Origin of the sequence: Thiothrix lacustris DSM 21227 (genome assembly GCF_000621325.1) — a bacterium.
GTDB lineage: Bacteria > Pseudomonadota > Gammaproteobacteria > Thiotrichales > Thiotrichaceae > Thiothrix > Thiothrix lacustris.
The window spans coordinates 52,509-74,897 of the sequence record NZ_JHYQ01000016.1 but is presented as its reverse complement, the minus strand read 5'-3'; the positions used below and the strand labels follow the sequence as shown (position 1 = coordinate 74,897).

Sequence of the window (22,389 nt, the reverse complement as noted above, 5' to 3'; positions counted from 1 at the left end):
TCCTTAGTTCAACGGAAACCTCACGCTGATTATAGCGCCTCCGTTGTCATGATTGCGGGCGGTGAGGTGTCCGCCGTGTTCTTCAACGATTTTTTTCACGATGGCTAAGCCTAGTCCAGTACCTTTGTGTTTGCTAGTGACGTAAGGCTCGAACAGACGTGGCAACAATTCCACCGGAATGCCGGGGCCATTGTCGTGAATGTTAAGCATAGCTTGCTTGCTGTCCGGGTGATACTGGGTACTGATGGTGATGTTGGCGGGGCTGACATGGTGTTCTTCCAGCGCTTCGAGTGCATTCTTGGTTAGATTGACCAGTAGTTGGCGGAGACGGTGGATGTCGAGTCGCAGGCGTGGTAGATCCGCGTCCAGTTGCAGAATAATGTTGACCTGACCTTCATTGAGGCGGTATAGCTCTGCGACTTCCTGTACCAAGGTGTTCAGATCGACCGGTTGGACGTGTAGGTTAGGAGCACGCGCATAGTCACTGAAGGCATTAACCATCGACTTCAGGTTGTCTACTTGCTGCACGATGGTGTTGGTCATGCGTTTGAGGAAGTTGGCGGATTCCTCATTCAGTTCGCCGGAAAGTTTACGGCTCAGGCGTTCGGCGGATAGCTGGATCGGCGTCAGTGGATTTTTGATTTCGTGCGCTAGTCGTCGCGCTACTTCGCCCCAAGCGGCATCATGTTCGGACTGGATCAGGTCAGTGACGTCATCAAATACCAATACAGAGCCTTGTTGACTCGCCGCACCTGGCGGTAGCGATGCGCCTCGGCAGACTAGAATCAGGCGGCCTTTGTCGGTGTTTAGAGTGATTTCAGACTGCCATTCCTGCCCGGCTTGCATGTCTTGCCAGTGGGTTTGTACCATTTCAAGGAAGGGTTGTAACGGGGGTAGGTTATCGCTGAGTGTGGCGAGAGGCTTGCCGACTTGTTCAAGCAGTGCCATGTTGAGAATGGTACTGGCGGCCGTGTTGATACGCCGGATAATGCCGTTTTCGTCGAGTGTAATGACGCCAGAGGATAAGTGTTCCAAGACTACGTGTAAGTAATCGTGCTCTTGTTGCAATTGGCGGCGAGCTTGTTCACGTTCCGCACGGGCATCAGAGAGGCGTTTGGTCATGGTGTTGAACGACAGTGCTAACATGCTGAAGTCGTCGCGTTCTGAGACGGGGATTTTTTTATCAAGATCCCCAGCGGCAACCGCGAGAGTACCTTCGACCAGATCGCGCACGGGGCGGGTGAGGCGTCGTGAAAAGAGAAAGGCTGCCCACAAGGAAAACAGCGCAGTGAGTACCATGATGACCAGTATCATCAGACGGAATACACTTTTGAGAATATCACGCTGAAATAACAAGCTTTTGTATTCGTCACGGGCTTTTAACACACTTTCTGCCAACCCTTGTTCATTGTCAGCAATGGGAAAACGGGCGGTCAAAATCGCGTTAAATCTATTGTCTTTGCCGTAAGTGACGCTGATCGCTACCCGTGAAAATAGCTTGTTGGTAGCATCAGGTTCGAGGGCGTAGTAATAATTACGGATCTGCATGGCACGGAATAGGCTGCGGTTCGGCATCCGTGGGATCAAGGTTTCGGTGTCTTCGATGGCTAAAGCCAGCATTTGTTGGGAGTCATCCAGCAGCAGAATCTCACTTGCTCCGATACTGAGTAACTGTTCCAACATGGGGGGTATTTCATACAACTCTTTGCCCTGAAGTGAGGGCTTGAAGCGATCGAGTGTGCCTAGGTACTGGCGATTGCGGGTTTCCAGTGCCAGTTGACTTAATTCCAGCGAGTCTTCCAGCGCCCGTTCGATGGAGACTGAAAACCAGCGGTCGATGCGCGTGCCTATCAGGTTAACGGCAAACAGGGAAACGAACAGTACTGGCAACAAGGTCATCACTAAGAACCCCGTCATTAGCCGCACGGTAAACCGCGAACCGGCTTGGCGAGTACGCCACTGGTTAAAGACCCGCACCAGATTAATCAGGATGACGATGCTGAGTAACACCAGCACCAAAGCACTCAGGTAAAAATGCCAGTCCCCATAACGCTCCAGATTGCTAGGGCTAAGGGTGGCAAGATTCAATAACGTTAAGGAAGCCAGTAGCAGCAGAAAAATCAGTACTAACGGCAACCACTGCCATATACGGCTTTTTAGGGTATCGGCCACAACACTCCGTCACTTTGCAGGGAATAGCGTTCAGAAAACAGTGACTTTAGTTTCAGGGGTAGTTCCAGTGATTGTTGGGTCAGGGTGGCTTCAACAAAAATAGACGCATTGTCACCCCAAGCATCAGCGGGTAAGGCAGGCAAACGGTAGTCCGTTAGCGTGCCCATTTGCTCCACGGCTGCTGGCAGGGTAGAGAAGCTCCAGTTTTCCTTGGTATCCAGACGCACCACCTGATATTGCTTGCTAAGTGGGTGGTATTTTAGTTCAGTTTTCACCGTTGCTAAGGATTTTTGGGTATTCCACCACCAAGTATTGTGCCACTCGAGGGTAAATAGGGTTTCATTTTTTAGGGTTAGGCCGTTGAGCAAGCCTTCGCGCAAGTAATCACTGAGTTCGTAATCCAGCTTGAGGTTGGTGACCAATTGTTTGGACTTCTGAATGCGAATGGAAAACTCACGGAAATGGATACCGTTTTCCGCTGCATTGGCTTGTCCCCACAAGCTGAATAGCAATAACCCCGCTACGAGTAAGCGGGTGAAGTGAGACATGCTTGAAAGATTTGTTATTGTCACTACGTTGATTCCTGCACTACTTTGCTGAGCAGTGCGTAGTAAAACCCATCCATCGCGTGTTCGCCCGGCAGGATTTGGCGTCCAGCCTTTTGCGCCCGACCCCAGGCAACACTCATCGGCTCAAGGGTGGCATCGGGGTGTTCTGCCAGAAAGGCTTCGACCTGATGACTGTTTTCTTCCGGCAGGATTGAGCAGGTTGCATACAGTAACTTGCCGCCGGGACGTAAAGTATGCCATAAGTTGTGCAATAATTGCGCTTGTTCTTGCTGCAATTCGGCAATATCACTGGCGCGGCGCAATACTTTGATGTCGGGGTGGCGGCGGATAACGCCGGTCGCCGAGCAGGGTGCATCCAGCAGAATACGGTCAAACGCTTGCCCATCCCACCAGGTAGCGGTATCTCCGGCATCGGCGGCGACCAAGGTGGCTTGCAAGTGCAAGCGGGTGAAGTTTTCGGTGACACGTTTGAGGCGTGCTTCACTCTCATCAATCGCGATCAGGTGTAAGCCATCGGTCATTTCCAGCAAGTGGCTGGTTTTACCACCGGGGGCGGCACAGGCATCCAGTACCCGCATTCCCGGTTGGCAATCCAGCAAGCCTGCGGCGAGTTGTGCGGCGGCATCTTGCACCGACACCGCACCCGTGAAAAAGCCCGGTAATTGCTCAACGCCGACCGGGGTTTGCAACATCAAGGCGCTGTCCACAGCGGGAATCAGGTCGGCGGCAATATCGGCGGCTTGTAATAGCGCCTGATAAGCGCTGGCAGTGTGCTGGCGCTGGTTGACCCGTAAGATCATCGGCGCGTGGGTATTGCTGGCGTTGAGGATGGCTTCCCAATCGTCCGGCCATGCTTGCTGGATGCGGGTGAGCAGCCAGTCGGGGAAGGCGTAACGCGCCGGAACACGGCTATCCGCTTTTACCAGCAATTCCGCCGGACTGCGCAGGAAGTTGCGTAACACACCGTTGACCAGTTTGCCTGCCCAGTCTTTTTTGAGCTTTTTGGTGGCCTTGACGGTTTCGTTGACGGCGGCATGGTCAGGGGTGCGCTGGTAAATGAGCTGGTAGAGGCCGATGCGTAACAGGCATTCCACATCCTTGTCGGCGGGCTTCAGGGCTTTTTTCACCAACTGTTTGAGGATGGCGCTTAAACGTTCGTGCCAGCGCAAGGTGCCGAAACACATATTGCGTAACAGCGCTTGATCTTGCGGGTTGAGGTTGGCAACGCTGGGGTCTTGCAACACTTCGGTGAGGGATTCGCCTTCGTAAATGACCCGTTGCAGGCACAAGGCTGCGGTGGCACGGGCGCTCAAAACTGCACGCCCAGTAAAGAACGCCCGTTGAGGAATTGCGCTGCATTCAGGCGTTTGCCACCGGGGAGTTGCAGGCTGAGGATGCGTACTGTGCCGTCGCCAGTGGCAATGTCGATACCGGCTTTGCTTTCAGCGATGACCGTGCCGGGGGGGGCGTTTCCTTCGATTTCGCTCAGGGAGCGGGAGGCGAAAAACCGTAACGGTTGCCCTTCATACAAGGTAAACGCCACCGGGTAGGCGTCAAAGGCGCGGATAGTGCGGTCAATAGCTGCCGCTGATTGTGTCCAGTCGATTTGTGCTTCTGCCTTGGTGAGTTTGTGGGCGTAGGTGGTAAGGGTTTCATCCTGCACTTCGGGTTGCAATGTGCCCGCTGCCAGCAAGTCGAGGGTGTGTAACAGTGCCGTAGCCCCTTGCACTGCAAGGGTGTCGTGGATGCTTTGCCCGCCAGCATCCGGGGTAAGCGGGCACACCACTTTGTAAAGCATGTCGCCAGTATCCAGCCCTGCCGCCATTTGCATGATGGTGACGCCGGTTTCAGCATCCCCACTTTGAATGGCGCGTTGAATCGGTGCCGCACCCCGCCAGCGTGGCAACAGCGAGCCGTGGATATTAAGGCAACCGTGGTGCGGAATATCCAGCACTACTTGTGGCAGGATCAAGCCATAAGCGGCGACGATCATCACATCCGGCGCGTAAGCCCGCAGTTTGTCTTGTTCTTCGGGCGCTTTCAGGGAAAGCGGTTGTTCGACAGGAATGCCCGCATCCACGGCGACCTGTTTCACTGCGCCAAAGGTCAGTTTGCGCCCACGCCCGGCGGGGCGGTCGGGTTGGCAATACACCGCGACGACTTCATGCTCGGAAGCCAGTAGGGCTTGCAGGGCGGGGACGGCAAATTCCGGTGTGCCTGCGTACACAATCCTCATGACTGCGCGGCCTTGGCAGCTTTTTGTGCTTGCTCTTTTTCCCACTTTTGCACGACTTTACGGGCTTTTTGCTGCTTGGGCGTGGATAGGTAATCGACGAACAGCTTGCCATCCAGATGATCTATTTCGTGTTGGACGCAAATGGCGAGTAGCTCATCGGCATCACGTTCAAACACTTCACCGTCAGCGTTCAGGGCGCGGAAGCGGATGCGCTCGGCACGGGTGACTTTTTCGTAGTAATCGGGGACGGACAGGCAACCTTCTTCGTGTTCAAGCTGGCCTTCCTTGTGCAGGATTTCAGGGTTGATCAGGCACAGCGGCGCATCTTTGTTCTCGGACACGTCAATGGTGATAATGCGCTGGTGAATATTGACCTGGGTTGCAGCCAAACCAATGCCCTGATTGGCATACATGGTTGCAAACATGTCGTCCACGATACGACGGATCGTGTCATCGACCTGAGTGACGGGCGCGGCTTTCTTGCGCAAGCGCGGGTCGGGATGGTGTAAAATCTCTAGTTTTGCCATTGTAAATACCGAAAATCTAAAAGTTCTGAATGTTTTTCAGGCCATAGTTTATTATAACCCGCACATCCAACCCATAATAACGACTAAGGATACCACCATGCGGCATTCTCCTACTTTTTTCTTGAGAACCCTGTGTCTTGGCATCGGGTCTGCGCTGATTCTCAGCGCGTGCGCCACGACAGGCACTACCAACGCATCAGCGCCACACAGTGGTACAGATCCTTATGACAAGTATTATGGGCAAACGACTGCAGAATCAAGCGATGCCGTTGGTGGCGGTATGATTCTTAATCCCAATGCCCCCAACAGCTACGTGGTGAAAAAGGGCGATACGCTGTGGGGTATTGCTCGTAAGTTTCTTAATACCCCTTGGCATTGGCCAGAAATCTGGGATAAGAACCAGCGCATCGCTAACCCGCACGAATTATACCCCGGTGATGTCCTGAGTTTGGATTACGCTTCAGGAGGTAAGCTGCAACCGCGTATTCGGGTTGATCGGCAGGGGTCTGGTGAACCTATTGCAACGTTAGTGCCGTTTATGGTGTGGCCGAGGGTACTCGATGAGGCGACTATCAAGAATGCGCCTTATATTCTGGCCTCACGCGATGACCGTCACTTGATCGGGGAAGGTGAAACTGTTTACGTGAAAAACTTGCAGAACACTCCAGTGGGGGGGCGTTACAGTATTTTTCACCCGAACAAGGCTTTGAATGACCCCCGTACTGGGCAAATATTGGGCTATGAAGTGACTTACGGTGGTTCCGCGCGAATTGAACGTGTCGATGCGACCTCCACTGCTACCATATTGGAGGCACAGCGCGAAATTCGCAAAGGCGACCGCTTACTTGCTCCAGTGAATGAAGTGGCTAACCTGAATGGGGTAATTCATGCACCGCTAACTAAAGTGCGTGCAGATATTATTAGGTTGTTTGATGCTCAATATATCAGCGGTAACTACATGATTGCTGTCATTAATAAGGGGCAGCATGACCAGATTGAGGTGGGACATACGCTGGGTGTTTATACGCAGGGTCGATACGTGGTGGATGAGGTCGAAAGCTGTAAGGGTAAGGCTGGCGCGGTGTGTAGCCAGTTGCCACCTGAAAAAGTGGCCAACCTGGTGGTGTACAAAGTCACGGATCGGGTCAGTTACGGGCTGGTGATGGATGCTACCCGTGAGGTAAAAGATGGGGATAAAATCGGCAATCCATAGTGGGAGTGGGCATTGTGAATACCTATCTCTTGTGGGTTAGCTCGATGTTCTGATTAATGAATTCTATTGGCATAAATAATTTTTCTTATTGATTCCTTGATCTATCTCAAGCAATATCGGTATATACTGTATTTCAGTAATTCCTTATTTAGTTACGTACTGATATGACTACCCAAACAAATCAAGCAACCGAAATCAAAAGCACTACATGCTACATGTGTGCTTGCCGCTGCGGCATCAATGTCCACCTCAAGAACGGTGAGGTGAAATACATCGAGGGCAACCCGGATCATCCTTTGAACAAAGGCGTGATCTGTGCGAAAGGCTCTTCCGGCATTATGAAGCAGTATTCTCCTGCGCGTTTGACCACGCCGCTACGCCGCAAGGCCAATGCGATCCGTGGCGAAGGCCAGTTTGAAGCCATTACCTGGGAAGAAGCGTTCGATACGCTGGAAACCCGTCTGCGCCACATTCGTGCGACTGACCCGAAAAAATTCGGGCTGTTCACCGGGCGTGACCAGATGCAAGCCCTAACCGGCTTGTTTGCCAAGCAATTCGGTACGCCGAACTACGCGGCACATGGCGGTTTCTGCTCGGTCAATATGGCGGCAGGCATGATCTACACCATCGGTGGTTCCTTCTGGGAATTCGGTGGCCCTGACCTGCACCACGCTAAGTTGTTCGTGATGATTGGTACGGCGGAAGACCACCATTCCAACCCGCTGAAAATCGAGTTGGCGCAGTTCAAACGCAACGGCGGTCGCATGATTGCGATTAATCCGGTGCGTACTGGCTACGCGGCGGTGGCAGATGAGTGGATTCCCATCCGCCCTGGCACAGATGGCGCATTGTTGTTGGCGATTACCCGCGAAATTATTGAGCAAGGCTTATACGACCGTGACTTCGTGGTGAATTACACCAATGGGCCAGAACTGGTCAATATGGACCCGAAAAACCGTGAATACGGCATGTTCCTGCGCTTTGAAGTGCCACCAGAAGAAGGCTGTTTTGACCCGCAAAACAAGCTGTGGTGGGATCGCGAACTCAATAAGCCGATTTCCACGCATACCCCCGGTGCTGACCCGTTCCTGTTTGGTGATTTCAAACTGAAAGACGGTACGCCAGTAAAACCTTCCTTCCAGTTGCTGCGCGAGCGTGTTGATTCGTATACCGCCGAGTGGGCAGAAGGCGTTACGGGTATCCCGGCGGCCACCATCAAGCGCTTGGCGCATGAAATGGGGATTACGGCGCGTGACCAGAAGATCGAATTGCCGATTTCTTGGACGGACGTTTGGGGTAACGAACACGACCACGTTACCGGCAATCCGGTTGCCTTCCATGCGATGCGTGGTTTGGCGGCGCATTCTAACGGCTTCCAGAGTATCCGCGCCCTGAGCATTCTGATGTCACTGCTGGGTACGATTGACCGTCCGGGTGGTTTCCGCCACAAAGCACCGTATCCGCGCCCGATTCCGCCGTGCCCAAAAACCGGCACGTCACCGGATGCCGTCAAGCCGAATACCCCGCTGGACGGGATGCCGCTCGGCTGGCCTGCTGACCCGGATGATTTGTTCGTCGACGACAAAGGCGAACCAGTACGGATCGACAAAGGTTTCTCGTGGGAATACCCACTCTCCGTCCACGGCTTGATGCACAATGTTATTACCAATGCGTGGCGCGGCGACCCGTACCCGCTGGATACCTTGCTGATTTTCATGGCGAACATGGCGTGGAACTCATCGATGAACACCACCGAAGTCCGCGACATGCTCAAGGATAAGGACGAAAACGGCGAATACAAAATCCCGTTCCTCGTGGTGTGCGATGCGTTCCATTCGGAAATGACCGCGTTTGCTGACCTGATCCTGCCGGATACCACGTATCTGGAACGTTACGATGTCATGTCAATGCTGGATCGTCCGATTTCCGAATTCGACGGCCCCGTCGATTCCGTGCGGATTCCAATCCTGCCACCAACGGGTGATTGCAAACCGTTCCAAGAAGTGCTGATCGAGCTGGGTTCACGCCTAGGTTTCCCCGCGTTCACGGATGCAGCAGGTAAGCGTAAGTTCAAAAACTACCCAGATTTCATCGTCAACTTTGAAACCGCACCGGGTTCCGGTATTGGTTTCTTGAGTGGCTGGCGTGGGCAGCATGGTCAAAAGACCATGCGTGGCGAACCGAACCCGAACCAATGGGAACAGTACGCTCGGAACAACTGTATGCACCACACGGTCATGCCCAAGTCTTACCAGTACATGCGTAACTGGAATGCAGGCTACCTGAACTGGGCGAAAGAAAACGGCATGATTCGCCACGCTGAGCCGATCAATATTCACCTGTATTCCGAGGTGTTGCACAAATTCCGTCGCGCTGCCCAAGGCATTTCGCACGGTAAGCAACCGCCGGATCGTTTGCGTAAACGGGTGGAACGTTTCTTCGATGCGCTGCCGTTCTACCACGAGCCGCTCGAAAACGAGATGATCAACAAGGAATACTTCCCGCTGAGCGCCCTGACACAACGCCCGATGGCGATGTATCACTCGTGGGATTCGCAGAATGCGTGGTTGCGTCAGATTCATGCACACAACTACCTGCACATGCACCCCAGTGTCGGTGACAAGTACGGTTTTGAAGACGGCGATTGGATCTGGGTGGAATCGGTACACGGGCGGGTACGTTGCGAAGCACGTTATTCCCAATCGGTCGAGCCGAACACGGTGTGGACATGGAACGCGATTGGTAAAGCTTCCGGTGCTTGGGGTCTGGAAAAAGACGCTAATGAATGCACCCGTGGCTTCCTACTCAACCATATTATTGGCGAAGAGCTACCCAATCAGGCGGAAGGCGAGCATATCTCTAATTCCGACCCGATCACCGGGCAAGCTGCATGGTTTGACCTGCGTGTCAAAGTGTACAGGGCGGAAGAGCACGAGCAAGGTTCCACCTTCCCGCAGTTCCCGACCCAGCCGCGTTACCCCGGTATGGCGAAACCTGTTGGCAAGTGGCTGACCTATATCGGTGGTTCCGGCAAATTCAAGAACATGTTCAAAGGGGGTAAGTAAGATGACCCAGTTGGCTTTGGTCATTGACCTGAACGTCTGCGTCGGCTGTAGCGCTTGTGTGACTTCCTGCAAGGAATGGAACACTTCCAGCGAAGGCGGCAAAGGCATGGTGGACAAAAACCCGTATGGTAAAGACCCCACGGGCACCTTCTTCAACCGCGTACAGACGTTTGAAGTGGGTGAATACCCGAATGTGGAAACGGTGCATTTCCCGAAAAGCTGTTTGCATTGCGAAGACCCGCCGTGCGTGCCGGTTTGCCCGACAGGGGCAAGCTACAAGCGCAAGGAAGATGGCATCGTGCTGGTCGATTACGACAAGTGCATCGGCTGCAAGTACTGCTCATGGGCTTGCCCTTACGGTGCGCGTGAAATCGACGAACAGCAGAAGGTCATGAAGAAATGCACCTTGTGCGTTGACCGTATTTACGACACGACATTGCGCGAAGATCGTCGTAAACCAGCGTGTGTGCTGGCTTGCCCGACCAGTGCCCGCCTGTTTGGCGACGTGCATGACCCGGCTTCTGAAGTGTCGATCGCGATTAACGAACGTGGCGGTTATCAGTTGATGCCAGAATGGGGTACGCGGCCTGCGAACCATTACTTACCTCGGCATAAAGTGAAATCTCAGGTGACTGAGGAATCATTGAACCGTATTGATAACCCGTTGAAGAAAGAAGAACAGCGTGCACCGGCCAGTAATGACCTGCCGTCGCTGGACGACTTCCTGTTCTAAGGAGATTTGGTTTATGCATCCTGCTTTTTCGGTCATCTTTTTGACCACATTGATTGGTGCGGGTCAGGGCTTGTTTCTGGCACTGTATACCGGTCAGGTTTACAACACGTTTGGGGTGGTTGGTGAGCCTGTACCGGTGGATATGTACATTACGGGCACGGTGATTGTCACCCTGCTGATGGGCTTGGGTTTGTTCGCGTCTTTCTTCCATTTAGGGCGGCCTGAACGGGCATGGCGTTCAGCGACTAAATGGCGCACGTCATGGCTGGCGCGTGAAGTCATTGTGCTGCCTGCATTTGCGGGTGCAGCAGTGATCTGGGGCGCATTACAGTATTTTGGGCTTGACCCGGTACTGGTGACCACTGACGCGCTGCAAATCAAGCTGTCGCTGGTTATCGGCTTCGGTGCTGGCGTGTTGGCGCTGCTACTGTATATTTGTACGGGGATGATTTACGCGGCGATCAAATTCATTCAGGAATGGGCGTCGCCACTGACCATTATCAATTACATCCTGTTGGGCTTGGCCTCCGGCTTTTCGCTGGCGGTGGCGTTGGCGGCTTACTACGGTAGTCCTTTGGTGGATGCGTATGCGTTGTGGGCGTTGGTGTTTACCCTGATCGGGTTTTTAACACGCATGTTGGCGTTGCGCCGCAATGGGCGTATCAAGCGCAAGAGCACGGCTTGTACGGCGATTGGAGTACGTCACCCCAAAATCACTCAGATCTCGCAAGGGGCAATGGGTGGTTCATTCAATACCCGTGAATTTTTCCACCATAAAACGCCACAGTTTTTGCACACTATCAAAGTATTTTTCCTGATAATGGCGTTTGTTGTGCCTTTTACCTTGTTGGTGATTGGCTGGTCGAACCATCTGTTTGTGCTGTTGGTAGCAGCGGCATTGGTGCAGTACGTCGGCTTGCTGGCGGAACGTTGGTTCTTCTTCGCACAGGCGAACCACCCGCAGAATCTGTATTATCAGGCGACGTAATCGCTGTCTGGTCATCTGGTAACAGAGATGAAAACGCCCGCTTTTGCGGGCGTTTTTGTGTTGGTTAAGCTGGAAATGTATTAACCAATCTAAATTAGATGGTGTTTTATCATAAAAAATCAACATGTTGCGTTGATTTCAAGCTAAAAGTGCGCTAATTGCCAAGCTAATTTTGCAAAATCCATTTGGCATTTCCCCCTTTCCCTCCTTGATTCATGATCGTCTTCTCTTTGGTCATTTCTTGTAATAGGTTTCTGATCCTGTTTTTCTTTTGTGCATACTCTAAAACATCGGGGAGCTTATCCAACAGTAGCCGCTCAATATCCGCAGGAGCAGCCTCTTTCCATTCCCGTAAATACTGAATGACTAGGCTTTTGTAATATACCTTATCGAATGCACGGTGTCGGATATAGGCTGCTTTTCCTTCCGTAGCTTGTGCAACGGCGGCGGCAACATAGAGGTTGGGTCGCCGCCCTTCTACCAATTTGCGGTGTTTGAGCAGGCGGAATTGCTCATCTGTTAAGGCTTGCCCTTTTTGCAAACAATCGAGTGCAATGACTTCGTGCAGCAGCAAGTCGGTATTGTTCAGCAAAGCACGGGTATAGTTTTCATTCAAAATCTTGCCATACAAACGCACCCGTACCCGTTGCGGGTCATGCAAATCGTAATCAGGCAGCGGGAAAAAACGCTCCCGTTGTTTATTGAATACCCGCCGGATGCCGCTACCAATCGTGTCGATCATTTTGAGTTCCACCATTGCTTGGGCAAGAAACGGGTTGCGGTATTGGTCTGGCGGTGAATCGTGTTCAATCACCCATTCCACCGAATCAGGGAGAAATTTCCCCATATTGGTGAATAATAGGGAATCTTCCTGCTCGACCACATTGATACGCCCACCCAAGGTGTAATCCTGATGGGCAATGCAGTTGTGCAGCAATTCGCGAATTACCCATGAATCGTATTGGCTGACTTCAGTTGGCAGCAGGGTATTTTCCCGAAGGTAACGGTAAGTCAGGTTGCGCACCTTGGCAAACAGGGCATCGGTGTTCAGCAAAAAAGGTGGGTTGAAATGTTGATAATCGCGATCATTGCCGTGGGCATCTTTTAAGACCCACGTCATTTGGGCTTGGGCGGGGGAAAGCCAGTGAACCGATTCAGGTCGCCCCAATAACAGAATTGCGGTGTTGGTAATGCGACCTGCGATGGTGATTTTGGCTTTGTTGAGAAAAACTGTGTCATTCCAGTTATCGACCTGTTCAGCCAGATGTGGGTGTTTTTCTTGGTATTGCTGGCGGGCTTTCAGGATAGCTTGGGGCAGCAAATCATCCAAAGTGGCATCCGCGATGGTTTGGGCTGACCAGTCTGGGTGGGCAGGATGGCGGATACGCTCCAGCTCCGACAAAGACAAGGGGGAGAGTGATTCATTTTCACGCCCGTAGAAATGACCTTCCCATGCGGTGGGTATTCCGGGCGGTGTGGGTGGAATTTCAAACATGACAACCCGACCTTGCGGGTGTTGCACTTCGTGAATTTCGGTAAAGGTTAACCTGCCGCTGGTTTTGTCGGCGATTTCCTTTTTGAGTTTATCCAATTGGGTACGGTCGGGGCGGTAGTTGCTCCCTACAACCTGATGGTGCGTGTTGACACCAAAAATCAGCCAGCCTGCGGTTTGCCGATTTAGGTTGGCTTCGTTGCTGAGAGCAGAAAAATACTTCCCCAGTTTGGTGAAATCGAAATTCTCTTTGGCTTCCTTGAACTCCAACCACTCCGTTTCTGCCGGGAGTGCCAACAGACGGGAGAGTAATTGGAGAAGCTCTGCCTGTGTTTTCATGGGGGTTCCTACTCATTTCACAAAAGCTTGGTAAAGACATCAAAACAATCATAGTGGCATGTCACAAGTTTTTTTCATCTCCTTTTCAATAGCTTGATCGTTCCATTTGAAAACATGCTTCAAATAATATTTTTTATTTTCGTATGCAGTATCTGAAAATAACTCAGAAAAAACCATATCTGTAGTAGAAAGATTGTCATACTCGTGAGCAGCAGCTTGTTTTAGAAAAGCTTCGGCGTGATTGTCCAGCTCCTCATATTGATTTGCAATATCTGGAAGTACCATTCCATATATCTCTAATATATCGGTATTATGATCATGCCAATTTATCACGAACTTTATATATTGATCTTTATTAGGATAACTACCAACAGGCCAACACATAGGAAATGGTGGAGGGATTATCGCTTGCTTTTTTTTAACCTTACTGGTCGTGTTAGTAAAGCCACTAATATGGTTATTATTTGTTAAAATACTAGTGAATTTACTTTTTGAGCGTTTCATGATAATGACTCCATATAATATTAATAAAAAATCTAATTCAAAAAAATATTTGAATAGTGATAATCAAGAAATTCACGTTCAGGTGCAAATTTTCTTGGTAATAACATACTCATTCCATCCAGGCCTAAGAGGTAACTATTTGAAAATGGAGTTTCTTCGATTTCCTTAAGTTGATCCGAAACCTGAATGATATAATCTGGTGTTACGGTTAGTAGACCACGATCATAAGCCTTATCGTGCAGCGCAGATAAACATAAACCATTCTTTGGATTCAGTCTCGTGTGGGGATTTTCACTCCAAGGCACTATGTGACTTGCAATTAGTAATCTAGGTTCAGAAAGCCCTGTCATGCAACAACGATTTTCATAACTACTTAAAACAGCCTTGCGGAAGAATGATTGTTTTACACGCACTTTTGCGTTAGCTACTTTATTTTCTGAGAAATAGCTTGGCAATAATGCATCAGGAATTGCACTGCTCGATAGATCACTCAGGTTTTCATCTTCTTGAGCGAGTAAATCAACAATTTGCTGGCTTTCATAGCCAATTGTTTCTGGATTTCCTTGGAATTCTGCCCAAACATCTTTGTCGAGTTTGGAACAAGCTGATAAACCTTTTCTGCCTGTTTCTGTAATTTGTGGGTCAAGACTAGCAAGATTGGTGAGTTTCATTGCCAATGCATCGGGTGTACGCCCAATTAATTGAGCTGTTTTTATAATAAGTGGATTGCCTTTATGCATTTTCCCAAAAGGTAATTGAGTATAGAGATTCAGGGCAACCATCACTTGTTCACGTGTCCAGTTCTTATTCTTCATCGCTTGTTCTCCTTTAGGAAAAGTAACTGAAAAATCACTCACTTTACCCAAAGGCTTGATGTATTTCAGCATTAGTTTGCCTACTGCTTCCATCATCGGGGGAACTGCTGCTGCCGCAAACAATTGGTACGCCCGTGTATCCGACACCGGAATACGGAAACTGTCCGGGTAGCCCATCAGCCGCGCACATTCTCGCGGGGTGAGGCGGCGCGGGTTTTTGTCTTCGCCTTGCCAGACCAGTATTTCCGAGCCGTCTTTGTAATAACGGGCGGAAAGGGTACGGGTCACGCTATTGGCATACGCCAGCCCAAAACCAAATCCGTTACCCTTAGCCTTGTGCTTGTTAGAGTAATCTTGCAGGTATTTCCAGAGATTGTTGGTTAGGGTGTATTTGTCATGAATCTTGCGGTTGGCATGATCGAAATAGCGGCCTTCGTCGTGTTCCAGTACAGGTTCGCTACCATCGGTTTTGTGTAGGATATTGCCTAGCGTGATGCGGCCTTTACCCGGCAGTTGAAGTGCATCCCAGCTAAATGCGGTTGGTTCGCGGAAGCCGACAATGACCGTGCGTTCGCGGTGCTGGGGTGTCCAGTGCTGCCCGTCAATGGTTGTCCAGTGAACCTGATAGCCGAGTTCCTCCCGCAGGGTATGCAGGATGATACGGAAGGTATTGCCCTTGTCATGGGATTGCAGGTTCTTGACGTTTTCCAGCAGGAATGCACCGGGGCGTTTGGCTTTGATGATGCGTGCCACGTCGAAAAACAGCGTGCCTTGGGTTTCATCCTCAAAACCGTGCGCCCGTCCAAGGGCATTTTTCTTCGAGACGCCCGCAATCGAAAACGGCTGACACGGGAAACCGGCTAACAACACATCATGCGCCGGGATGTTCGCTTCGGGTATCGCGGTAATGTCCCCGGCAATGGCTTGCCCATCAGCAAAGTTGGCGTGGTAGGTACGTTGGGCGTAGGAGTCCCACTCGCTGGTAAACACACAGCGCCCACCTTGTAATTCAAATGCTTTGCGGATACCACCTATCCCTGCAAACAGGTCGATGAAGGTGAAATCGGCACTGTCAGCGGGTTTGCCAAACGGCATCAACATCTGTTGCAGGCCGTACAGAATGCCATGTTTTGGCTCTGTCTCATGTTTTAGCCAGCGTCCGACGGTGCTGGGGTTAACTCCCAGCTTTTCAGCAATCTCGGAGTGGTTGTAGTAGTGCGCAGCCTCTTCAAGACACTGCAACACCGTTGACGCTCTGACTTCGTACATGAGTTACTCCACGGGAAACTTTTTTGCATTTTATGATTATAGTTTCCCTTTAGCAATCAATTGTTCGTTTTTAGTTCGTTATTTGGATTCAATAAAACTGATTGGCAGAGTGGTTTTTTCAATCATTATGACTATGAGAAAAATAGAGAGGCTTAGTCTGAATCCAACGCCTCGTTTAAAACATCCCAGTTGATACCGATTTCAGCATCATGCCTGCGGTCAATCAAGGCAAAAAGTTCGCGGGCTTTATCGCTACCAATAGTGTTTTCGGTTAATTCATCAAAGTCTTCCTCCAACCAAATATCCGCTACCATTGGGCAATCAACACCTCGATTGACAACATATTGAGAAATTCTATTCAGATAGTAGGCTGTGTTGCCCGGTTGTTCTGACGCTGAAATAGAAGACAGAGTAGTAAGCAAGGCTTCTAGCTGTCTTTTGAGAGTAAGGTTAATTTCATTATCTTCCATGATGATTGCTCTGTAACAAGGTGACAACAGCAGCATAGCCCAAGATAGAAATGCCACTTGTTGTTCCCTAGTGCTGTAATGTTAGTATGCTCACGCACCCTCCACCGCAACACAACAGACAAGGTTACTCGTGGCAATCAAACCAACCATTTACAAAGCCAGAATTTCGTTATCGGATATGGAGCGGGATTACTATGACGCTCTGAATCTGACCATTGCTCAGCATCCCTCCGAAACGCTTGAGCGCATGATGGTGCGTGTGCTGGCTTATTGCCTCAATGCCCAGGAAGGGATTGAGCTGACCAAGGGGCTGGAGGATGCGGAAGAACCAGCAGTCTGGGTTCGTACTATGGATGATCAAATCGCGCTGTGGATTGATTTAGGTGAGCCAACCCCAGAACGGGTGAAAAAGGCTACCCATCGGGCAAGAAAAGTACGTGTCTACAGCTTTAACAACAAATCCGACGTTTGGTGGTCACAAAATGTAAAAAAATTCAGCCAGTTGGATGCTTCGTTTTACCGTCTCGCTTGGGAGGAAGTGGAAGCGTTGGCTGCTTTGGTAAATCGTACCATGGATTTGTCTATCACGATTACGGGGAATTCTGCCTACGTCGCAGGTGACAAGGGTGAGGTAGAGATTCATTGGGACGTGTTGCAGTCCAATTAATATCCACTTCACCCTCTCAGACCTTAGCGTTAGCGAACCGAGGACGCGGTGTTAATCCACTGATCAACGAGTACGGTTGCGCGTCTTTTATATTCGTCGTATGCATTTTGCCAAGCTTGTCCCGTTAGTTCTGGGAAGTACAGCGGTTGGCAATCTTGAGCCATAACTTCCGTATCAGCCAGATAGTAACCCTTGTTACGGTAGCGCCATGTCAGCTCTGCTCCACCGCATTGCAGCGCATTGTTGGGGAAGGCGTGTTTTAACAAGACTAACGTGCGGATTTCTTTGTAACCCTGCTCTTTTTGTTGATTGGTGATATAGATGTTACCGTCACCTTCGGCTAACACTCGGTAGTTGTTGTCAGGCGCTTTTTGTATGACCCAATAATGAGGTTCGGTATCGCCGCTGCGCAATGCTTCAGATGCATCCGCACTCAAACATTGTTTTTGAGAAAAGGCTACCACCCATTCTGTTGTCGGATTTTTATCGTCCAATTCAAATTTTACGCTAAGCATTTGACATTGATTGAGTTTTTTTAGGGATTCCGGGGTATGTAATGCCGGAAATAATGGGGTAAACGGGTTGGTTGTTGTGGGAGCAAGCAATGCTGCCCTCAGCTCACGCGAAATGGGTTTAAAAATAGCTGGATAACTTAGGCCAACCAAGTCCGTTTTGTTTTTATAGAGAACCACGGAGCCATTAGCAGGTGGTAAAGTGGCACTGATCGGTGGGAACTGTGTTTCAAAGAAAGCCTTATACCAGCTTGTCTCGAGTTTACTGGTTTGAGCATCAGGGGCAGCGAAACTGCTGGGGCTAAAGCAGCAGCCGAATGCTAACAATCCAAGTGCTAGCGCTTTTGTGTGAAACAGCATCAGGTATTCATCCTCCATGATTATCCCGTTTTTGACCGGTACTTGACTAACTAACGGCTTGAGCGAAACCGCGTTTTGACAACTCGCCCATGGCGGTTTGCCATTGCTGGGGTGTCTGCGGATATTGACGCTTCAAGATAGCATGGAGTTCCAACATATCCACATTCTGATAGCACCGGCTATTAGGTATGGCATGTTGCCGGAAGTCCCGTGAGGCGGGTACGCCTAAAATGGCTTCGTATTGGTAGTAACGCACATCCGTTGAGCGGAGTGAGGCATTATTGCTGAAACTCAGTACATAAATATTGGCGCCACCACCCAAGCGTAGTGGATACAGTGCGACTTTGCTATCTGCTAAGGATTGGTTGTTAATATCTTTGTTACCCATGATCGAACCACTTAACATACCATTGATGGAAATAGTGTGTTCCCCACCAATTTGCAGGTAATTATTACGGATGTGTAAATTACGAAAGGCGCCATCAGTTGCGAAGATACCTTGCAAAGCCCCATCTGAATAAATCAAATTACCAGAAACACTGACATTGCTCATCACTGCCCCGCCAAACTGATTAATGCCATCGTTAATGCCAGGAATCAACTGCACCGCGTCACGGTGCGCCATTCTCATGAAGGGGAAAACCCGGTAGGTACGTCCACGTTGCCGCTGGTATTCGTTGATACTGTTGACGAGCCGATCGAAATCTTGTGCAAATTCAGAATAAACGGTGTCATCGATGATGATTAAATCACCGATCGTGATGTCCCCGCCGCTATAAACTTGTATGCAGTCGCGGATGAAAAAGGGTTGCCCGACGCGTAGCTTGTTAACGTTTATGGCAGGAAAGCGGTTTTTTTCTGCGCTACTCGCTACGGGCAGGCGGTCATATAAGGTTTGGGACTGGGTTTGGTTACGTATCCAATACAAAGGAGAGCCATTTTGTTGGCGGATAATATTGTAGGCTGTTGCTTTGGGGTCATTGGCCGAAATGCTGGATGCGCTGTATTTACCATCCAGTAATGCACTGAGAATGGTATTGTGGGCGTAATCTTGATTGCCATTGGTGTTGAAATTATCAGCAACCAAGGTGATAAAGTCATTCCCATTGCTGATGACAGGTTGTGGTGCCGGAACGGGAGTAGGCGCTGGCACAGGTGCCGGTGGTGCGGGAGCAGGTCTGGGCGTTGGTACAGGTGCTGGTGCTGGTGGTGTGGGAGCGGGTCTGGGCGCTGGTGCCGGTTGTGGTACGGGTACAGGCGCAGGCGCTGCTGTCGTGGTGTTGGAGAGATTCGATAATCGGGTTTGTTCTGTTTCCAGACTTTGTAATTCCCGCGCCCATTCGTTAATTTTGGCGGCATTATTGACGCGCTGGTATTCCGCCAACATTTTTTCAGCGTATTGGATTTTGTAGGGTAATTCGTTAAGGCGCTTGCGGATTTCTTCTGGTGTCATGGCGGGTGCTGGTGGTGTGTTCAACCAATCTGTTAAGCGTTTGGATTCAGCATTGTAATTGTCACGGCGGTCACGCCAGACATAAGCCGAAGCGGTATTATTGATTTTTAAGGATTCGCGCATTTGTGCATCAGCTTCTAACGCCAAACGATTCAGCTCCAAAATTTTGGCTTTGACAACAGCACGATCACTGGTACTGGTAGTAAGGGTTTGTGGCATGGTGAAATTCCCCTGAGAGTTATTTTTGCCCATCGTTCCATCAGATAGACCAACATTCTCTTGTAAAGTTAGGTGGGCATAAGCTTTTTTGCCACTTTATTTTAATGAATTTGACCATCCGACTGTCGTAAAGTGTTGGTACTTGGTCGAAAAAAAATAGCGAATACTAGGGGGGTGAGTTATACAGATGAGAAAAATTTAAGAAAAACCATCCGATGATAAAGCTTTCCGGCCTGTCTGTGTTCCTTCTGCTTGTTAATCTGCTCCTGTGTTCTGCCGGGAATGCGGCTGCGCCTCCCTTGGCGGGTTTTACGCTAGACCCTGATACCGATTTCAACGTGTGGCGGCTGGGTGGCAGTGCTGCGGAAATGCAGCAACAATGCCCTCATCCTGATGGCGAAGACAATATTACCCTGTTACACGCCCAGCACTTTTACAGCCGTACTTCCCCCGCGAACCGCACCGAAACCCATGCTTTGGGGTCGGCGGGACAAAACCACCCTTATGCCGCTTTGTGGCGCTTGTCCGACAAGCGTTTGGTTGGCTGGGTGCCGACCGCCGAAAAGGAAGCCGACCTTCAGCAACGCCAATTGTTGTGGGATAGGCAGGCCGACAATGTGTACTGGTTTACCGATGGCAATCGTCTGATGCGTGCCAGCATTGACTTCAGCACCTATAAAACCCGTGTGCAGGAATGGGCGCATTTCCCGGACTTTGCGTGGATTACCTTTGGGATGGGTGAGGGGAATTTTTCTGACGATGGCAAACGTCTGGTGCTGGCAGGCGCGGCACAGGACGGTTCCGGGATGTATATCCAGCCCTATGAAGTAGCAGATAAACGCGCTTTGCCGTGGCGCAAGGTCGCCGCGAGTGTGGGGGATGATAGCTTTGATTGGGCAAGTGTTGACCCTACCGGCGAATACGTGCTGTTTGCACAACACGCGCCGCAAGAAGCCATGCTGGTGGTTCCGTTTGCTGAAACCGCGACAGCCAGCCCACGGGTATTGCTGGATGATGTGAAACACAGCGACATTGCCCTCGACCGTGAAGGCATTCCTTGGCTGGTCTACGGCAACTGGCGTGGTTTGTTCAAGGTGAAACTGGCCGATGCCCACAGCCAGCGCATTTGGCCTGACACCCAAGAAGAAGCGGAACCGGATGCTCGTGCCAGTGCTTCCGGGCATGTGGCGCGTATCGCGGGCAAGCCGGGCTGGGTGTTGATGTCACGCCATCAGGATGGCAGCTTGTATCAGGTTTCTCTCGATGGCAAAACGCCTGCTCGTCATGTCGGCAATTCCCGGCAAGGGCGCGGCCCTCGCCACGCCGATAGCAAGCAAACTGCCCGCCGCTGGGGTGTTACCCGCGACGGTGAAGTGACCACCTACAAGCGCGAAGCCCGTGCTGCTAGCTCCCCTTCCGGGCGTTATGTGTTTTTCGTGTCGGATTACCATGCCCATGCCAGCTACGACCCGGAACCCGAACCGGGCACGGCCTACCTTAACCTGATTGACCTCGAACAAGAGCCATAAGCGATGCGTACTGTTATTTTGGGGGTGTTTGCCCTACATTTCATTTTTTTGGCCTACCTGAACAATGTGTATGTGGCGGGCTTGCCGGTTAGGTCGTTCCTGATCCTGTTGGCGGGTGGGCTGGTGGTGATGCGTGATTATACGACGCTGTTTCGGATAGGGTTGGCCAGCAAGGTCTATCTGTTGCTGGCGATGCTGGGCTTGGTGGTGTCACTCGCGAATAACGTTACCCCCGGTAATATTGCCAATGGCGAGCTGAAGTTGTTGCAATCTTACCTGATGATTTTGGTGAGCTTTTTTGTGGTGGAGCAATTCGGTTTCCGCACGCTGGGGTATTTGGTGGTGGGGATTGCGTTGCCTTCGGCGCTGGTGGGGATTATGCAGGCGTTGGATGTGCAGTTTGCGTGGAAATTGCAAGGTGCTTTGGCGGGTATTCAGAACAAGGAGCTCAGCGATGAAATCCAGTCGCAGATTACCGAAGCCTTGTTGCGTCCGCCCGGTTTGAGTTTGTATGCGATTCCACAAACTTATATGCTGCTGGGGGCGTTAATGCTTAACCTGTATCTGGTGCTTCAGAACCGTTATAACCCGCGCTTCCAGATGGTGGCTGTGGTGGTGGGGCTGATTCTGGCGGGGGGGATTTTTGCGTCGGAAACCCGTTCGGCAATGGGGGCGGCTTTGCTGATGCCTGCGTTGATTTACCTGTTTCTATTTCCGGCGCGGGTGATTCCGGCGACGGGTTTGTTGGTGTTGTTGGGTGGGCTTGCCTTTGTGTTGCTGGCGGACAAGGCGGGGATCGATTCCCGGATGATCAGTCTGGATGATGCTTCGGCAGCCGGGCGTAGTACCTTGTATAAATACGGCACAGAGCTGTTTTTGCGCCAGCCGTTTGGCTATGGTTTTAATTTCGATACGGTTGAGTACGCGGTGCAATATTTCGTGAATGATCAGAACCTGTTCAATTATGATCCCAGCGAGAAAGCGCACTATATCGTGCCGGTACACAATTCCATTCTCAATCTGGTGCATACCTTCGGGTTTGCCGGGGTGTTTTTGCTGGTCTACTACGTGTATCGGTTGATCGCGGGTAGTTGGTATCGGGCGGTGTTTATACTGGGCGCTTTTGTGAACTCCCTTTTTCATAATGCGGGGATTCTGAGTAACGACCTGTTCATGGATATGGTGATTGCGGTGATGCTGTATGAGCTGTACCGGCAACACACCGCTGCCACCGGGACAGCAGTGCCTGCGCGGTAA

At 50.8% G+C, this 22,389-nt stretch carries 18 protein-coding genes; 7 read left to right on the top strand and 11 right to left on the bottom strand.

Features of this window, described 5'->3' with window-relative positions:
- Nucleotides 1–3 precede the first annotated feature (3 nt).
- Genes Q394_RS0108865 through def form a run of 5 tightly spaced genes read right to left on the bottom strand, consistent with a single transcriptional unit; the run spans nt 4 to nt 5,504 of the window.
- Complete coding sequence (locus Q394_RS0108865; RefSeq protein WP_028488980.1) at nt 4–2,172, bottom strand: sensor histidine kinase; 2,169 nt, start codon at nt 2,170–2,172, stop codon at nt 4–6.
- Nucleotides 2,157–2,720 carry a DUF4390 domain-containing protein gene (locus Q394_RS0108860; protein WP_028488979.1) on the bottom strand — a complete coding sequence of 188 codons (564 nt, stop codon included), beginning with the start codon at nt 2,718–2,720 and terminating at the stop codon, nt 2,157–2,159. Before Q394_RS0108860 ends, Q394_RS0108865 begins: the two co-directional genes overlap by 16 nt.
- Nucleotides 2,721–2,743: 23 nt before the next feature.
- Nucleotides 2,744–4,054 (bottom strand): 16S rRNA (cytosine(967)-C(5))-methyltransferase RsmB, encoded by a 1,311-nt coding sequence (gene rsmB, locus Q394_RS0108855; RefSeq protein ID WP_028488978.1) that lies wholly within the window; start codon nt 4,052–4,054, stop codon nt 2,744–2,746.
- Complete coding sequence (gene fmt / locus Q394_RS0108850) at nt 4,051–4,977, bottom strand: methionyl-tRNA formyltransferase (RefSeq protein ID WP_028488977.1); 927 nt, start codon at nt 4,975–4,977, stop codon at nt 4,051–4,053. Before fmt ends, rsmB begins: the two co-directional genes overlap by 4 nt.
- A complete protein-coding gene (def, locus tag Q394_RS0108845; RefSeq protein ID WP_028488976.1) occupies nt 4,974–5,504 on the bottom strand; it encodes a peptide deformylase in 531 nt (176 codons plus the stop codon). Before def ends, fmt begins: the two co-directional genes overlap by 4 nt.
- Before the next feature lie 97 nt (nt 5,505–5,601).
- Between def and Q394_RS19635 the strand changes: the two genes are divergently transcribed.
- The 4 genes from Q394_RS19635 (at nt 5,602) to Q394_RS0108825 (ending at nt 11,503) form a co-directional block, all read left to right on the top strand.
- The gene (locus Q394_RS19635; RefSeq protein WP_051543150.1) at nt 5,602–6,717 is read left to right on the top strand and encodes a LysM peptidoglycan-binding domain-containing protein; all 1,116 of its coding nucleotides are present in this window, start codon (nt 5,602–5,604) and stop codon (nt 6,715–6,717) included.
- Between the two features lie 164 nt (nt 6,718–6,881).
- On the top strand, nt 6,882–9,782 hold the full coding sequence (locus Q394_RS0108835; protein ID WP_028488975.1) for a molybdopterin oxidoreductase family protein: 2,901 nt from the start codon (nt 6,882–6,884) through the stop codon (nt 9,780–9,782).
- Nucleotide 9,783: 1 nt separating this feature from the next.
- Entirely contained in the window at nt 9,784–10,515 is a 732-nt protein-coding gene (locus tag Q394_RS0108830) for a 4Fe-4S dicluster domain-containing protein (RefSeq protein ID WP_028488974.1), read from the top strand.
- A 13-nt stretch (nt 10,516–10,528) separates the two neighbouring features.
- The gene (locus Q394_RS0108825; protein WP_028488973.1) at nt 10,529–11,503 is read left to right on the top strand and encodes a dimethyl sulfoxide reductase anchor subunit family protein; all 975 of its coding nucleotides are present in this window, start codon (nt 10,529–10,531) and stop codon (nt 11,501–11,503) included.
- 166 nt (nt 11,504–11,669) lie between these two features.
- Here Q394_RS0108825 and Q394_RS19630 read toward each other — a convergent pair whose 3' ends face one another.
- The 4 genes from Q394_RS19630 to Q394_RS22370 form a co-directional block, all read right to left on the bottom strand.
- Complete coding sequence (locus tag Q394_RS19630; protein WP_038140989.1) at nt 11,670–13,334, bottom strand: RNA-binding domain-containing protein; 1,665 nt, start codon at nt 13,332–13,334, stop codon at nt 11,670–11,672.
- Between the two features lie 48 nt (nt 13,335–13,382).
- Nucleotides 13,383–13,838, bottom strand: a complete 456-nt coding sequence (locus Q394_RS0108815; RefSeq protein WP_028488972.1) for a hypothetical protein — start codon at nt 13,836–13,838, stop codon at nt 13,383–13,385.
- Between the two features lie 32 nt (nt 13,839–13,870).
- Nucleotides 13,871–15,922, bottom strand: coding sequence for a DNA (cytosine-5-)-methyltransferase (gene dcm, locus Q394_RS22990; RefSeq protein ID WP_211248797.1), 2,052 nt, complete (start codon nt 15,920–15,922; stop codon nt 13,871–13,873).
- Between the two features lie 152 nt (nt 15,923–16,074).
- Nucleotides 16,075–16,392 (bottom strand): hypothetical protein, encoded by a 318-nt coding sequence (locus Q394_RS22370; protein ID WP_156946785.1) that lies wholly within the window; start codon nt 16,390–16,392, stop codon nt 16,075–16,077.
- Between the two features lie 130 nt (nt 16,393–16,522).
- Between Q394_RS22370 and Q394_RS0108800 the strand changes: the two genes are divergently transcribed.
- Nucleotides 16,523–17,059: a YaeQ family protein gene (locus tag Q394_RS0108800; RefSeq protein ID WP_028488971.1), complete on the top strand. Its 537-nt coding sequence runs from the start codon at nt 16,523–16,525 to the stop codon at nt 17,057–17,059.
- A gap of 29 nt (nt 17,060–17,088) precedes the next feature.
- Here Q394_RS0108800 and Q394_RS0108795 read toward each other — a convergent pair whose 3' ends face one another.
- Both Q394_RS0108795 and Q394_RS22710 read right to left on the bottom strand, forming a co-directional pair.
- Complete coding sequence (locus Q394_RS0108795; protein ID WP_028488970.1) at nt 17,089–17,949, bottom strand: hypothetical protein; 861 nt, start codon at nt 17,947–17,949, stop codon at nt 17,089–17,091.
- A 28-nt stretch (nt 17,950–17,977) separates the two neighbouring features.
- Nucleotides 17,978–19,603, bottom strand: coding sequence for a hypothetical protein (locus tag Q394_RS22710; RefSeq protein ID WP_028488969.1), 1,626 nt, complete (start codon nt 19,601–19,603; stop codon nt 17,978–17,980).
- A 215-nt stretch (nt 19,604–19,818) separates the two neighbouring features.
- Between Q394_RS22710 and Q394_RS0108785 the strand changes: the two genes are divergently transcribed.
- A complete protein-coding gene (locus tag Q394_RS0108785) occupies nt 19,819–21,132 on the top strand; it encodes a hypothetical protein (protein WP_028488968.1) in 1,314 nt (437 codons plus the stop codon).
- A gap of 3 nt (nt 21,133–21,135) precedes the next feature.
- A complete protein-coding gene (locus Q394_RS0108780) occupies nt 21,136–22,389 on the top strand; it encodes an O-antigen ligase family protein (RefSeq protein ID WP_028488967.1) in 1,254 nt (417 codons plus the stop codon).

Excerpts from the sequence above, each read along its gene's own strand:
- Q394_RS22710 (WP_028488969.1), bottom strand. The coding sequence starts at position 19,603 with ATGCCACAAACCCTTACTACCAGTACCAGTGATCGTGCTGTTGTCAAA.
- dcm (WP_211248797.1), bottom strand. The coding sequence starts at position 15,922 with ATGTACGAAGTCAGAGCGTCAACGGTGTTGCAGTGTCTTGAAGAGGCT.
- Q394_RS19635 (WP_051543150.1), top strand. The coding sequence starts at position 5,602 with ATGCGGCATTCTCCTACTTTTTTCTTGAGAACCCTGTGTCTTGGCATC.
- Q394_RS0108785 (WP_028488968.1), top strand. The coding sequence starts at position 19,819 with ATGATAAAGCTTTCCGGCCTGTCTGTGTTCCTTCTGCTTGTTAATCTG.
- Q394_RS0108825 (WP_028488973.1), top strand. The coding sequence starts at position 10,529 with ATGCATCCTGCTTTTTCGGTCATCTTTTTGACCACATTGATTGGTGCG.
- Q394_RS19630 (WP_038140989.1), bottom strand. The coding sequence starts at position 13,334 with ATGAAAACACAGGCAGAGCTTCTCCAATTACTCTCCCGTCTGTTGGCA.
- Q394_RS0108815 (WP_028488972.1), bottom strand. The coding sequence starts at position 13,838 with ATGAAACGCTCAAAAAGTAAATTCACTAGTATTTTAACAAATAATAAC.
- Q394_RS0108830 (WP_028488974.1), top strand. The coding sequence starts at position 9,784 with ATGACCCAGTTGGCTTTGGTCATTGACCTGAACGTCTGCGTCGGCTGT.
- Q394_RS0108835 (WP_028488975.1), top strand. The coding sequence starts at position 6,882 with ATGACTACCCAAACAAATCAAGCAACCGAAATCAAAAGCACTACATGC.
- Q394_RS0108860 (WP_028488979.1), bottom strand. The coding sequence starts at position 2,720 with ATGTCTCACTTCACCCGCTTACTCGTAGCGGGGTTATTGCTATTCAGC.
- Q394_RS22370 (WP_156946785.1), bottom strand. The coding sequence starts at position 16,392 with ATGGAAGATAATGAAATTAACCTTACTCTCAAAAGACAGCTAGAAGCC.
- Q394_RS0108795 (WP_028488970.1), bottom strand. The coding sequence starts at position 17,949 with ATGGAGGATGAATACCTGATGCTGTTTCACACAAAAGCGCTAGCACTT.
- fmt (WP_028488977.1), bottom strand. The coding sequence starts at position 4,977 with ATGAGGATTGTGTACGCAGGCACACCGGAATTTGCCGTCCCCGCCCTG.
- def (WP_028488976.1), bottom strand. The coding sequence starts at position 5,504 with ATGGCAAAACTAGAGATTTTACACCATCCCGACCCGCGCTTGCGCAAG.
- Q394_RS0108780 (WP_028488967.1), top strand. The coding sequence starts at position 21,136 with ATGCGTACTGTTATTTTGGGGGTGTTTGCCCTACATTTCATTTTTTTG.